Origin of the sequence: Lysinibacillus capsici (assembly GCF_003367505.1) — a bacterium.
Lineage (GTDB): Bacteria > Bacillota > Bacilli > Bacillales_A > Planococcaceae > Lysinibacillus > Lysinibacillus capsici.
On record NZ_PXXX01000001.1, the window covers coordinates 103,509 to 116,272 of the forward strand.

Here is a 12,764-nt window from a genome sequence, read left to right on the forward strand (position 1 = left end):
ATTCGTGAGGTGGCAAAGATTGAAATTACAAGTAATAAACAGTCCATTTAATGAAGAGCAGGTGAAGTTATTAAACGAGCTTCTCCCTAAATTAACAATTGAACAAAAATTTTGGCTAAACGGTTACCTAAGTGCTCCCCAAGCAACTCTTGAAGCAATTGTTGAACAGGCACCACCAGCAGCCCAGCCGATTACCAAAACAATAACAATCTTATATGGTTCCCAAACAGGCAATAGTCAAGGATTAGCTGAAAAGTATGCAGCAGCTTTAAAAGAGCAGCAGGTAGATGTAACTGTCTCATCATTAGGGAAATTTAAAGCTAGTAATTTAAAAAAGATCACCAATCTATTACTTATTGTGAGTACACATGGAGAGGGAGATCCACCCGATCAAGCGATACAATTCTATGAATTTTTGCATAGCAAGCGGGCGCCTAAGCTAGAACACCTACAATATTCGGTTCTTGCTTTAGGGGATAGCTCCTATGAATTTTTTTGTAAGACAGGTAAGGACTTCGATGAGCGATTTGCGCAATTAGGTGCAACAAGAATTGTTCCTCGTATAGATTGCGATGTAGATTATGATGACGCAGCTGCACAGTGGTTCTCCGCGGTTCAACAGGAATTTCTTCAGCATACAACTTCAGCAACGTCTACTTCAGCACACACCGAAGGGGCGCAAGTACTTGAAGAATCTACATATTCAAGAAAAAATCCATTTTACGCTGAAGTACTTGAAAATATAAATCTAAATGGTCGTGGCTCCAATAAAGAGACGCGTCATCTTGAATTATCGATTGAGGGAGCTAATTTTCATTTTGAACCTGGCGATAGCATTGGCATTCTGCCAGAGAATGATGAACAATTAGTCAATGCATTGCTGACAGCACTTCAATTTGATTCGGAGACAGAAGTGACTGTTTTTGATGAAACAATAACAATAAAAGAAGCACTACAGAAAAAATTAGAAATTACGGTGTTATCTAAACCGTTACTCGAAAAAATTGCTGCTTATACAGAGCATAAAGAATTTTCTAAGCTATTTGAAGAACCAAAAGCCTGGAAGGACTATGCAAAAGGAAGAGACTTGCTCGACCTAGTAGAGGAATTTACACCATTTACTTGGAGTGCACAGCAATTTGTAGAGTTACTGCGTAAAATTCCAGCTCGACTTTATTCTATTGCTAGTAGCCAAAAGGCCAATAGCGAAGAGGTTCATTTAACGATTGGCAAGGTAAGCTATGAAACAGCAGGTAGACAACGTCTTGGTGTTTGCTCTGGAAGTGTGGCAGAACGAATACAAATAGGTGATACATTACCAATCTATGTTCATAAAAATCCGAATTTCAGATTGCCAGAGAATAATGAAACGCCAATTATTATGATTGGTGCAGGCACAGGTGTTGCACCATATCGAGCTTTTCTAGAGGAGCGAGAAGAGTTAGGGATTGAGGGGAAAGCATGGCTCATCTTTGGTGATCAGCATTTTGTTACGGATTTCCTCTATCAAACGGATTGGCAACGTTGGCTAGCTGCTGGCACATTAAGTCACATGCATGTAGCCTTTTCACGTGATACAGACCAAAAAATCTATGTTCAACATAAATTGCATGAAAATGCCGCAAGTTTTTATGAGTGGCTGGAGCAGGGGGCTGTCATTTATGTATGTGGTGACGAAAAATCAATGGCATCTGATGTGGATGCAACCATTCATCAAATTATTGAGCAGCAAGGACAGAAAACACCAGAGGAAGCAAAAGTCTATGTGAATGAATTAAAACAGCAAAAACGCTACCAACGTGACGTTTATTAATGGAGTTCAACACAAATTTCTCGAAAACCTTCCCTTATTAATGAGTTGATCTCTTTGTTAGCAAGTAAACCCTCAGGTATGCCCAATACGCTGAGGTGTAATGGATTAAAGGAGCGATAAAGAATGACTGAAAAAATAGTGTTACCTCCACAGCCCGGGAAACCAAGTGATGTAGAGCGTATTAAAACCGAAAGTAATTACCTACGTGGAACACTCGAACGTACCATGAATAATCCATTAAGCTCTGGTATCCCAGAGGACGATAATCGCCTTATGAAATTTCATGGCAGTTACTTACAGGACGATCGAGATCTTCGGAATGAACGTCAGAAACAAAAGCTGGAACCGGCCTATCAATTTATGGTACGTGTACGAACACCAGGTGGAGCAGCTACCCCAGCGCAATGGCTTGTGATGGATGAAATGGCTAGAAAGTATGGCAATGGCTCTTTAAAATTAACAACACGCCAAGCATTTCAAGTACATGGCATTTTAAAATGGAATGTTAAAAAATATATGCAGGAAATCAATGAGGTGTTATTGGATTCTCTTGCTGCATGTGGAGATGTGAACCGTAATGTAATGTGTAATGTCAATCCAAACCAGTCTGCATTACATGAAGAGGTTTATAATTGGTCTGCAAAACTAAGTGAGCATTTACTGCCGAGAACACGCGCTTATCATGAATTATGGTTAGATGGAGAAAAGGTAGTAGATAGTCAGGATGTAGAAATTGAACCGATTTATGGAGCTCAATATTTGCCGCGTAAATTTAAAATTGGTATTGCGATTCCACCAAGTAATGATGTAGATGTTTTTTCACAAGATATAGGACTGATTGCCATCGTTGAAGACAATCAGCTTGTTGGTTTTAACGTAGCGGTTGGTGGAGGCATGGGCATGACACATGGTGATCATGAAACCTATCCACAGCTTGCTCGTGAAATTGGCTTTATAACGCCAGATAAATTACTAGAAACAGCAGAAAAAATAATAACGATACAGCGTGATTATGGGAATCGCTCTGTCCGTAAAAATGCACGATTTAAATACACGATTGATGCGAGAGGACTTGAATGGTTCCAAGAAGAATTAACGCGTCGTCTAGGCTGGGAAATTCAGCAGGCTCGTCCTTATACTTTTGAGCGTACAGGTGATGAATTTGGCTGGATTAAAGGGGCAGATGGTCATTGGCATTATACGTTATTTATTCAAAATGGCCGTATAAAAGACTTTGAGGATTATCAGTTGTTAACTGGCTTACGTGAAATAGCTAAGGTGCACACGGGTGATTTTCGTTTAACACCGAACCAAAACCTAATGATTAGCAATGTAACACCCCAGAAAAAGAAACAAATAAATACGCTTATTGAACAATACAAGCTAACAGACGGTGCGCATTATTCTGCCTTACGCCGCAATTCCATTGCCTGTGTCTCATTACCGACATGTGGCTTAGCCATGGCAGAAGCAGAACGCTATTTACCTTCTCTTATAACAAAAATTGATGCCATTATTGATGAGGCTGGCTTAAATGAAACAGAAATTGTTATTCGCATGTCTGGTTGTCCAAATGGCTGTTCACGTGCAGCAATGGGTGAAATCGGCTTTATTGGCAAAGGGCCAGGTAAATATAATATGTACCTTGGTGCAAGTTTTACAGGCAATCGCTTAAATAAAATCTATCGTGAAAATATTGGTGAGGAGGAAATTTTAGCAGAGCTACGACCAATTCTTCTGCATTTTTCAAAGGAACGTTTAGAGGGCGAACATTTTGGAGACTTTGTCATTCGTGCTAGGTATGTCACAGCTGTCTATGATGGGAGAGAATTTCATTAAAAATAAAAACCATGTAGCAAAGAAAAATTTGCTACATGGTTTTTTATATAGAATAATCCTCAGGAATAAATACCTTTAATTGTTTCGGCTTTACAAATACCTGATCGCCCACCTTCAGTTGAAGAAGATGAAATTGTTCTTTTGATAACTCCGCTTCTAAAAATTCATCAAGATCCTCACGTCGTAGTTCAATTTGAACGATAGGTCCTAGCAAATGAATGTGGCTGATTTTAACAGGAACTGTACCTGAAATACTTGTTTTCTCAATCTGAATATCATGTGGACGTACATAGCCTATCGCATTGTCCTCTGAATGTGTTAGGGCCTCAGGTACATCAAGTGCAACTTCACCCTGCATGAGCTTACCATTATGTAAGCGACCTTTAAATAGATTAACATTGCCCAAGAAGTCATAGACAAATGGACTTTTGGGATTTGTATAGACCTCATCTGGACTACCAATTTGCTCGATTTTGCCATTATTCATGACCACAATGCGATCTGCAACATCGAGAGCTTCCTCTTGGTCATGTGTCACAAAAATACTTGTAATATGAAATTCATCATGTAACTTTCGAAGCCAGCGACGTAACTCCTTGCGTACTTTTGCATCGAGAGCTCCAAATGGTTCATCTAGTAACAGTACCTTTGGCTCTACAGCAAGCGCTCTTGCCAGTGCGACACGTTGTCGTTGCCCACCTGAGAGCTGTGTTGGATATCGATCTGAGAAATTTTCAAGCTTCACAAGTTGCAATAATTCCATCACTTTATCTTTGATTTGTTGTTTTGAAGGTCTGCTTTTTCGAGGACGTACCTTCAGGCCATAAGCTACATTGTCAAAGACCGTCATATGGCGAAAAAGCGCATAATGTTGAAAGACAAAGCCCACATTGCGTTCCTTTGGATGACGATCTGTGATGGATTGACCATCAAATAAAATATTGCCGACATCCGTTGTTTCAAGCCCAGCAATCACACGTAATAATGAGGTTTTTCCTGATCCAGAAGGGCCAAGCAGTGCTACTAGCTCCCCAGACTGAATATGTACGGATATATCCTCTAGTGCCTGAAAGGACCCATATTTTTTGGATACGTTTTGAATTTGTATACTCATTGAGACCATCTCCTTTTAACTAGATTTTGATTTCCAAGCAATAATGTCTTTCACAATTAATGTAAAGATGGCCATTACGCTCATTAAGGAAGCAACTGCAAAGGCTGCTGCAAATTGATATTCATTATAGAGAATTTCAATATGAAGGGGCATCGTATTTGTCATGCCACGGATATGACCAGATACCACAGACACAGCCCCGAATTCTCCGATGGCTCGTGCATTACATAAAATCAAACCATAGAATAGTCCCCATTTAATATTGGGTAAAGTGACATACCAAAAGGTTTTAAAGCCACTTGCCCCCAATGAAATGGACGCTTCTTCCTCAGATATACCTTGGGTTTGCATCAGCGGTATTAATTCACGTGCAACAAAGGGCAATGTGACGAAAATTGTGGCAAGGACAATGCCAGGTAGTGCAAAAACAATTTTAATATCATGTGCAAACAACCATTCACCAAATAGTCCCTGTGAGCCAAACAATAAAATAAACACTAAACCTGCGATAACAGGTGAAACTGCAAAAGGTAAATCTACCATAGTAAGTAATAGATTTTTCCCCTTAAAATTAAACTTTGTAAGTGCCCAGGCAGCCATTACGCCAAAGATCGCATTGAGGGGTACAGTAATGGCTACGACGATTAATGTAAGCTTAATAGCAGCTAATGCATCTGGATGTGTAATCGCAGCAAAGTAAACATCGGATCCTTTTTGAAAGGCTGTAATAAAAATAGATACTAAAGGTAGTACGATAGAGAAAGCTAAAAAAGCTAAGGCAATAAATATTAACGTATAGCGAATAATACGAGGCTCCTGTAAGGCAGCAGTCTGTGTAGCTGCTTTCCTTTTTCCTGTACTAGCCTGCTGAATAAAAGTTGATTGTTCCATATAGTACCTCCTAATGTACAAACCGACGATTGGCTAGCCATTGTATCAAGTTAATGGTGAACAACAAAATAAAGGATGTCACAAGCATGACAACAGCTATGGCAGTTGCCCCCGCATAATCATATTGCTCAAGCTTTGTCATAATAATTAACGGCGTAATTTCCGTTTTCATCGGCATATTTCCTGCAATAAAAACAACCGAGCCATATTCACCTAAAGCGCGCGCAAAGGCCAAGGAAAAGCCAGTTAAAATTGCTGGTACTAGCTCTGGTAAGATGACTTTACGGAAGGTTTGTAAACGATTGGCTCCAAGGCTTGCCGAAGCTTCCTCCACCTCAGCACTGATATTTTGTAAAACGGGCTGGACCGTTCGTACAACAAATGGTAGCCCGATAAAGGTTAAAGCAATAATGATGCCAAGAGGTGTAAAGGCAATTTTAAAATCAAAAAATTGACCAATCCAACCATTTGGTGCATAAAGAGATGTTAAAGCAATTCCAGCGACAGCAGTAGGCAATGCAAAAGGTAAGTCTACAAGCCCATCAATGATTCGTTTAAAGGGAAATTGATAGCGAACGAGAACCCATGCAATAGTCGTACCGAAAAAAACATTTAGTAAGCCTGCAATCAGTGCAGTGCTGAAGCTCACTTTGTAGGAAGCAACAGCACGGGGATCTGTAATGATATCTATAAATGCTGACCAGCTTAAGGACATGGTATGAATGAAAATCATGGAAAGTGGTAGTAACACTAGTAAACTTACGTAAAGCATTGTATAACCAAGAGATAAATGAAAGCCTGGAATAATTCGACGCGATTTTTTAGGAATGATTAAACTGCTCATCAAAACGCTCCTTATTGTGGTACGTATATTTCATCAAAGGTACCACCATCTTTAAAATGGGTTGCTTGTGCTTGTGACCAACCACCAAAATCATCGATGGAAACAAGTTCAAGCTGAGGGAATTGATCTTTATACTTTGCTAGAATCGTTTCACTACGTGGTCGATAATAATTTTTCGCCGCAATTTCTTGCCCTGTATCACTATATAAATGCTGTAAGTAAGCTTCAGCGACTTCACGTGTCCCTTTTTTATCTACGATTTTGTCTACAACTGCAACTGGTGGCTCTGCTAAAATACTTAAAGAAGGCGTGATGATTTCAAATTCATCCTTACCTAATTCATTGAGAGAGAGGTATGCTTCATTTTCCCACGCAATTAAGACATCACCAATTTTACGTTCTACGAATGTTGTTGTAGCTCCACGAGCGCCAGAATCAAGTACTTCTACATTGCTGTAAAGTGATTTCATAAATTTTTTTATTTTTGTCTCATCATTGTTATATAACTTTCCGGCATAAGCCCAAGCAGCTAAGTAGTTCCACCGTGCACCTCCAGATGTTTTGGGATTAGGCGTTATGACAGATACATCATCTTGAATCAAATCATCCCAATCTTGTATGTTTTTTGGATTGCCCTTACGAACTAAAAAAACAATTGTAGATGTATAGGGAGTCGAATTAAGATCAAATTCGGTTTGCCAATCTTTATTCAGCAGCTCACGAGTTTGAGCAATTTCATCAATATCGTAAGCGAGTGCGAGTGTCACAACGTCGGCTTCAAGACCATCAATAACTGCACGCCCCTGTTTGCCAGATCCACCATGTGATTGATTGATTGTGACGTCTTGGCCAGTATCATCCTTCCATTTTTTTATAAAATCTTTGTTGAACTCATCGTAAAGCTCCCGTGTTGGATCATAGGAAACATTTAGTAGCTCTACAGACTTCTTGTCTTCCTGACCGCTTGTTTTTTGATCTGAGTTAGCACTTCCACAGCCAGTTAAACTAAGCGTTAGAATAGTTAATAATGCCAAGGATTGTAGAACATAGCTCTTTTTTTTCATAGTTAATCCGCCCCTTTTCTGTCTTAAGAATGCAAAAAGCCATCACCCACAATGACATGACAACATTGGGTAGATGGCCTTCAGATCCTCTGATCAGCGTTTTTTTAGGTCAAAGCTTTAGTAATACATTAAACATATATTTCCTATTAGTCAACAAGGAATTATAAAAAAGATTATTTATTTTGAAAATTAATAAAAGTGTCCTTAGATACCACTCATCATATGCAGCAAAGAGCAAAAAAAATGGGTGTATGGAAAAGATATTTAAAAAACCTAGTTGACTGCTTGGTGTACTTTAGTATATATTTGGTAATAAGAAGAATGATTGTAGTACGAGGTAACAACTACTAGTGAACAATCATTAAATATAGAGCTGGCTAGTCAAACTAGAGGCGTTTTAACAAAGACCTGTTTTTCCTATGTCTTTTGTTAGAACGCCTTTTTTGTTATGAGGGGGATTCGATGTTAACTTACGAAAATTGGCAAGAACCGATCATTGATTTTCAGGTTGATGATATGTATAAGGCTGCACTAGAGGTTTTACAGTGGAGCTATCAAAAATATGGAGATGAAATCGTCTATGCATGTAGCTTTGGTATTGAGGGCATTGTCTTAATTGATCTCATTTCAAAGGTAAAGCCTAACGCTACGATTGTATTTTTAGATACAGATGTACACTTTAAAGAAACATATGAAACCATTCATAAAGTCAAAGAAAAATATCCACAACTCAACATTGTCATGAAGAAGCCAACCCTTACACTTGAGCAACAAGCTACACAACATGGTGACGAACTATGGAAAACCAACCCAAATAAGTGCTGTGATATTCGTAAGATAATACCTTTACACGAAGCCTTATCAGGTAAAAAGGCTTGGATATCAGGTTTACGTCGTGAGCAATCACCAACACGTCAACAAACAAACTTTTTAAATCGTGACGATAAATTTAAATCGATTAAAGTTTGTCCATTGATTCATTGGACTTGGAAGGATGTCTGGCGTTATGTTTCGAAGCACAGTTTGCCATATAATCCGTTACACGATCAAGGCTATCCAAGCATCGGCTGTGAGCATTGTACGAAACCATCATTTACAATGGAGGATTTACGTTCAGGTAGATGGCAAGGTTCTGGTAAAACCGAGTGCGGGTTACATGAATAAAGGAGTTCTGCCATGCTTGAATATTTTGCAATAGCTATTAGTTTATTTTTTGCGATGAACATAGGAGCAAGCGGTGCAGCAGCCTCAATGGGTGTTGCTTATGGGGCAGGTGCCATCAAAAAAGCGTGGCAAGCATTGCTTTTATGCGCGATAGGCGTCTACAGTGGAGCTGTATTAGGCGGAGGAGAGGTAGTTAAAACGATAAGCTCAGGCATTATGCCCCAGGAATATATTACGGTAAAGGTTGTCATCATTATCTTGATTTCTGCGACAAGCTCGTTATTTTTCGCCAATCTTTTAGGCATTCCCTTATCAACAAGTGAAGTAACAGTGGGTGCTGTCGTGGGTGTAGGAATTGCCTATAAAGTACTATTCGTCAATTCGCTGCTTGTCATTATATCATTTTGGGTGATTGTACCGCTTGTTGCCTTTGTCATTGCTCTTGTATGTGGAAAGTTATTATATAAGTTACAAAACACAGGGTTGCTGAAAGATCGGCCAATTTTAACTGTTCTTCTCGTTTTAGCAGGATTTTTCGAAGCATTTTCAGCGGGGATGAATAATGTTGCCAACGCAGTTGGACCCTTGGTGGGAGCAGGAATGATGGATGTGACAACGGGCATTGTGCTTGGCGGTGCATTTGTCGCAATAGGTGCTCTGCTACTTGGTAAACGAGTGCTTGAAACAAACGGTAAAAAAATAGTGCGCTTTCAAAAGGCAGAGGGCATTCTCATTTCAAGTACAGGTGCACTGCTTGTTGGCGTAAGCTCAATTTTTGGGCTTCCAGTACCCTTAACACAAGTCACTTCTTCATCCATCATTGGGATGGGGATGGCGAAAAACGGAAAGCAAATCTTCCATAAGCATATTGTGAAAAAAATTATACGTATTTGGGTTGTATCACCCATCTTTTCATTAGTCATTTCTTATTTTTTAGTGCAGTTATTTTTAGAAAAAGACCTTTATGCCATTATTTTAAATGGCAGCATTATTGTTGGGACGCTAGGGGTCATTAGTCTGATGCGTACGATGCGTGAAGAAGAGCAGTCTATCTATGATGCAGGGGAAGGCATTTAAATTGAATCATATCATCACTATCTTTTGACTACAAAACTTAGTATTTAACTAGAATTAGGAGGAGATTTTTATGAGTCTACAACCACATGGTGGACTACTTGTGCAAGCATTTAATCCGGAAAAAAAAATCACAACTATTCATAAGGAAATTGAGTTGGATGCAATTTCGTTGAGTGATTTAGAGCTAATTGCTATAGGGGGGTATAGCCCAATTGAAGGTTTTTTAACACAAGTAGACTATGAGTCAGTCGTGGCACAAAGTCGTTTAGCATCAGGTGTAGTATGGAGTATTCCGATTACCTTACCTGTTACAAAAGAGAAAGCGTCCATTTTACAGCCTGGTGACGAGGTGAAGCTGGTTTATGGTGATGAAGTATATGGCGTTATTGAAGTAGCAGATATTTATGAGCCGAATAAACGAAAAGAGGCTTTACTTGTCTATGGAACAGAGGATTTAGCACATCCGGGCGTTCAAAAGCTTTTTGATCGTCCTGCCATTTATGTTGGAGGGAAAATTACGTTAATTAAACGTCTTACACAAAAGTTCCCTGCTTATTCATTTGATCCAATAGAAACGCGACAATTATTTGCTGACAAGGGATGGAAAACTATTGTTGGCTTCCAAACACGTAATCCAGTCCATAGGGCGCATGAATATATTCAAAAGGCAGCACTTGAAACGATTGATGGGTTATTTCTAAATCCACTTGTGGGTGAAACAAAGTCAGATGATGTGTCAGCTGCTATACGTATGGAGAGCTATGAGGTTTTATTAAAAAACTATTATCCTGAAAGTCGTGTACAATTAGGTATTTTTCCAGCCGCTATGCGGTATGCAGGACCAAAGGAAGCTATTTTCCATGCACTTGTTAGAAAAAATTATGGCTGTACTCATTTTATTGTTGGTCGTGATCATGCAGGTGTTGGTGATTATTATGGCACATATGATGCACAAAAGATTTTTGAACAGTTTACTGAAGATGAATTGGGAATTGTCCCACTGAAATTTGAGCATAGCTTTTATTGCCAGCAATGTGAAGGCATGGCGACGACAAAGACGTGTCCACATGATAGCTCTGCCCATGTCATTCTATCAGGAACGAAGGTACGTGAGATGCTACGAAATGGAGAAGTACCACCAAGTACATTCAGTCGTAAAGAAGTCGTAGACATTTTAATTAAAGGCATGAGTAAGGAGGTAGTGAAATGAGTTCAAACATTGTTTGGCATGAAGCCTCCATTACAAAAGAAGAACGCCGTTCAAAAAATAAACATCAAAGCTTTATTTTATGGTTTACGGGTTTATCTGCTTCAGGAAAATCATCAGTGGCTAATGCATTTGCCCGTCGATTATTTGAAAGGAGCAATCAAGCCTTCGTATTAGATGGTGATAATGTGCGTCATGGCTTAAATAGTGACTTAGGATTCGATGAGGCAGGGCGCAAAGAAAATATTCGTCGAATAGGTGAAGTCTCAAAGTTATTTATAGAGAGCGGTCAAATTGTGCTAACGGCTTTTATTTCACCTTATCGAGAAGATCGTCAGGTAGTCCGTGAACTTGTAGAGGATGGTGAATTTTTAGAGGTCTTTGTAAAGTGTTCAGTAGAAACATGTGAAAAAAGAGATCCTAAAGGTTTGTATAAAAAAGCAAGGAATGCTGAAATTGCTAATTTTACAGGGATTAGCGCTCCATATGAAGAACCGATTAACCCAGAAGTTATTTTGGATACAGAACAGCATTCCATTGAAGAATGTGTGGAGCAACTGACAAATATTTTAACTGCCAAGGGATATATTTAACTAAAAAAATCTGCTCGATTTAGTAATCGGGCAGATTTTTACGTTTATTTTACACCTTGTTCCTTTTTCATTCTGTCAATTTCAGGACCTAGTTCATCACGTACGGTACCTTTCCAAGGCTTAACACCAGCAATATAGGAAGAACGCGTCATAATGTGTCCGCCAACAGGACCAGTAATAAAGAGGAAGAGTATCCCCAGTAAAATACGAGGGTTGAAATGATCTTCAATCAGCCAAAAGTGAAAGAATACACCAATCAGTACACACATGACGCCAAGTGTTGCACTTTTTGAAGCGGCATGTGCACGTGTATACAAATCAGGTAAGCGGACAAGTCCGATAGCTGTCACGACAATAAAGAGTACTCCAACAGTAATGAAAAAGATAACTAAACTATTAGCGAGAATTGTCACGTTTGATGATATCTCCTTTCTCTATGAATTTAGAGAAAGCCATCGTACCGATAAACGATAAAATTGCTAGCAATAAAATGATTTCAAGAAAGAAGCTTGTTTCCACTAAAATCGAAAATAGTCCGATTAAGGAAATGAGTGAAACACCAAGTGAATCCAAAGCTACAACACGATCGGATGCGGAAGGACCTTTTACCATTCGATAAATGACCGCTATCATTGATAAGCAAATCACTACGATTACAGCAATAATAAATGTTGTCATGATTTACTCACCTCCAAAATCGCTTTTTCAAATGAATCTCGAATGGAAGCAATGGCTTCATCCACATCGTTAATATCAATTGCATGTACATACAATGTTTTCGCATCATCCGAAACATGCACTACAACTGTTCCTGGTGTTAAAGTAATAAGACTTGATAATAACGTAATTTCCCAGTCTTGTGTTAAAACAGTTGGATAAGCAAAAAAGGCTGGTTGCATGTCCAGTTTAGGCTTCAACACTACTTTTAACACTTGAACATTTGCTAAAATTAATTCTTTAAAGAACAACAACGTTAATTTTAGCAGGGCCCATAATCGATAGACATAAAGACGGGACTTGAAAAACCTCCGCATGAGAATAAGTAAAAGTATCCCCATCATGAATCCTATGATAAAACCAGTTGCTGTGTAATTAGAAGAAAGGAACATCCAGACAAAGGCAAGTACAAAATTTAAAATCATTTGAAATGCCATAGTG

General features: G+C 39.0%; 13 protein-coding genes. 6 read left to right on the forward strand and 7 right to left on the reverse strand.

The genetic code is table 11. The annotated features are described in order from the left end of the window. Positions 1–19 precede the first annotated feature (19 nt). The gene (locus C7B89_RS00505; protein WP_054549434.1) at positions 20–1,813 is read left to right on the forward strand and encodes an assimilatory sulfite reductase (NADPH) flavoprotein subunit; all 1,794 of its coding nucleotides are present in this window, start codon (positions 20–22) and stop codon (positions 1,811–1,813) included. Between the two features lie 123 nt (positions 1,814–1,936). Then, positions 1,937–3,652, forward strand: coding sequence for an assimilatory sulfite reductase (NADPH) hemoprotein subunit (cysI, locus tag C7B89_RS00510; protein ID WP_115672974.1), 1,716 nt, complete (start codon positions 1,937–1,939; stop codon positions 3,650–3,652). Positions 3,653–3,695: 43 nt separating this feature from the next. On the opposite strand, the gene C7B89_RS00515 is transcribed toward cysI, so the two are convergent. Genes C7B89_RS00515 through C7B89_RS00530 form a run of 4 tightly spaced genes read right to left on the reverse strand, consistent with a single transcriptional unit; the run spans position 3,696 to position 7,565 of the window. Beyond that, the gene (locus C7B89_RS00515) at positions 3,696–4,766 is read right to left on the reverse strand and encodes a sulfate/molybdate ABC transporter ATP-binding protein (protein WP_048394440.1); all 1,071 of its coding nucleotides are present in this window, start codon (positions 4,764–4,766) and stop codon (positions 3,696–3,698) included. Positions 4,767–4,781: 15 nt separating this feature from the next. Further along, positions 4,782–5,657, reverse strand: a complete 876-nt coding sequence (gene cysW / locus C7B89_RS00520; protein ID WP_115672975.1) for a sulfate ABC transporter permease subunit CysW — start codon at positions 5,655–5,657, stop codon at positions 4,782–4,784. A gap of 10 nt (positions 5,658–5,667) precedes the next feature. Then, on the reverse strand, positions 5,668–6,501 hold the full coding sequence (gene cysT, locus C7B89_RS00525; RefSeq protein WP_048394444.1) for a sulfate ABC transporter permease subunit CysT: 834 nt from the start codon (positions 6,499–6,501) through the stop codon (positions 5,668–5,670). Positions 6,502–6,512: 11 nt separating this feature from the next. Next, a complete protein-coding gene (locus C7B89_RS00530; RefSeq protein ID WP_115672976.1) occupies positions 6,513–7,565 on the reverse strand; it encodes a sulfate ABC transporter substrate-binding protein in 1,053 nt (350 codons plus the stop codon). A gap of 462 nt (positions 7,566–8,027) precedes the next feature. On the opposite strand from C7B89_RS00530, the gene C7B89_RS00535 reads away from it, so the two are divergent. The 4 genes from C7B89_RS00535 (at position 8,028) to cysC (ending at position 11,606) form a co-directional block, all read left to right on the forward strand. Next, positions 8,028–8,729 (forward strand): phosphoadenylyl-sulfate reductase, encoded by a 702-nt coding sequence (locus tag C7B89_RS00535; protein ID WP_115672977.1) that lies wholly within the window; start codon positions 8,028–8,030, stop codon positions 8,727–8,729. Positions 8,730–8,741: 12 nt separating this feature from the next. Next, positions 8,742–9,806, forward strand: coding sequence for an inorganic phosphate transporter (locus C7B89_RS00540; protein ID WP_048394449.1), 1,065 nt, complete (start codon positions 8,742–8,744; stop codon positions 9,804–9,806). Between the two features lie 70 nt (positions 9,807–9,876). Continuing rightward, a complete protein-coding gene (gene sat, locus C7B89_RS00545) occupies positions 9,877–11,016 on the forward strand; it encodes a sulfate adenylyltransferase (RefSeq protein WP_048394451.1) in 1,140 nt (379 codons plus the stop codon). Then, complete coding sequence (gene cysC / locus C7B89_RS00550) at positions 11,013–11,606, forward strand: adenylyl-sulfate kinase (RefSeq protein WP_048394453.1); 594 nt, start codon at positions 11,013–11,015, stop codon at positions 11,604–11,606. Before sat ends, cysC begins: the two co-directional genes overlap by 4 nt. Positions 11,607–11,650: 44 nt before the next feature. Here cysC and mnhG read toward each other — a convergent pair whose 3' ends face one another. From mnhG to C7B89_RS00565, 3 genes are read right to left on the reverse strand one after another with little or no spacing between them, the layout of a single operon-like run. Then, positions 11,651–12,019, reverse strand: coding sequence for a monovalent cation/H(+) antiporter subunit G (gene mnhG, locus C7B89_RS00555; protein ID WP_004228373.1), 369 nt, complete (start codon positions 12,017–12,019; stop codon positions 11,651–11,653). Continuing rightward, positions 12,003–12,284 carry a Na(+)/H(+) antiporter subunit F1 gene (locus C7B89_RS00560; RefSeq protein WP_004228375.1) on the reverse strand — a complete coding sequence of 94 codons (282 nt, stop codon included), beginning with the start codon at positions 12,282–12,284 and terminating at the stop codon, positions 12,003–12,005. The genes mnhG and C7B89_RS00560 overlap by 17 nt, the downstream gene beginning before the upstream one ends. After that, positions 12,281–12,760 carry a Na+/H+ antiporter subunit E gene (locus C7B89_RS00565; protein ID WP_048394455.1) on the reverse strand — a complete coding sequence of 160 codons (480 nt, stop codon included), beginning with the start codon at positions 12,758–12,760 and terminating at the stop codon, positions 12,281–12,283. The genes C7B89_RS00560 and C7B89_RS00565 overlap by 4 nt, the downstream gene beginning before the upstream one ends. Positions 12,761–12,764: the final 4 nt, after the last annotated feature.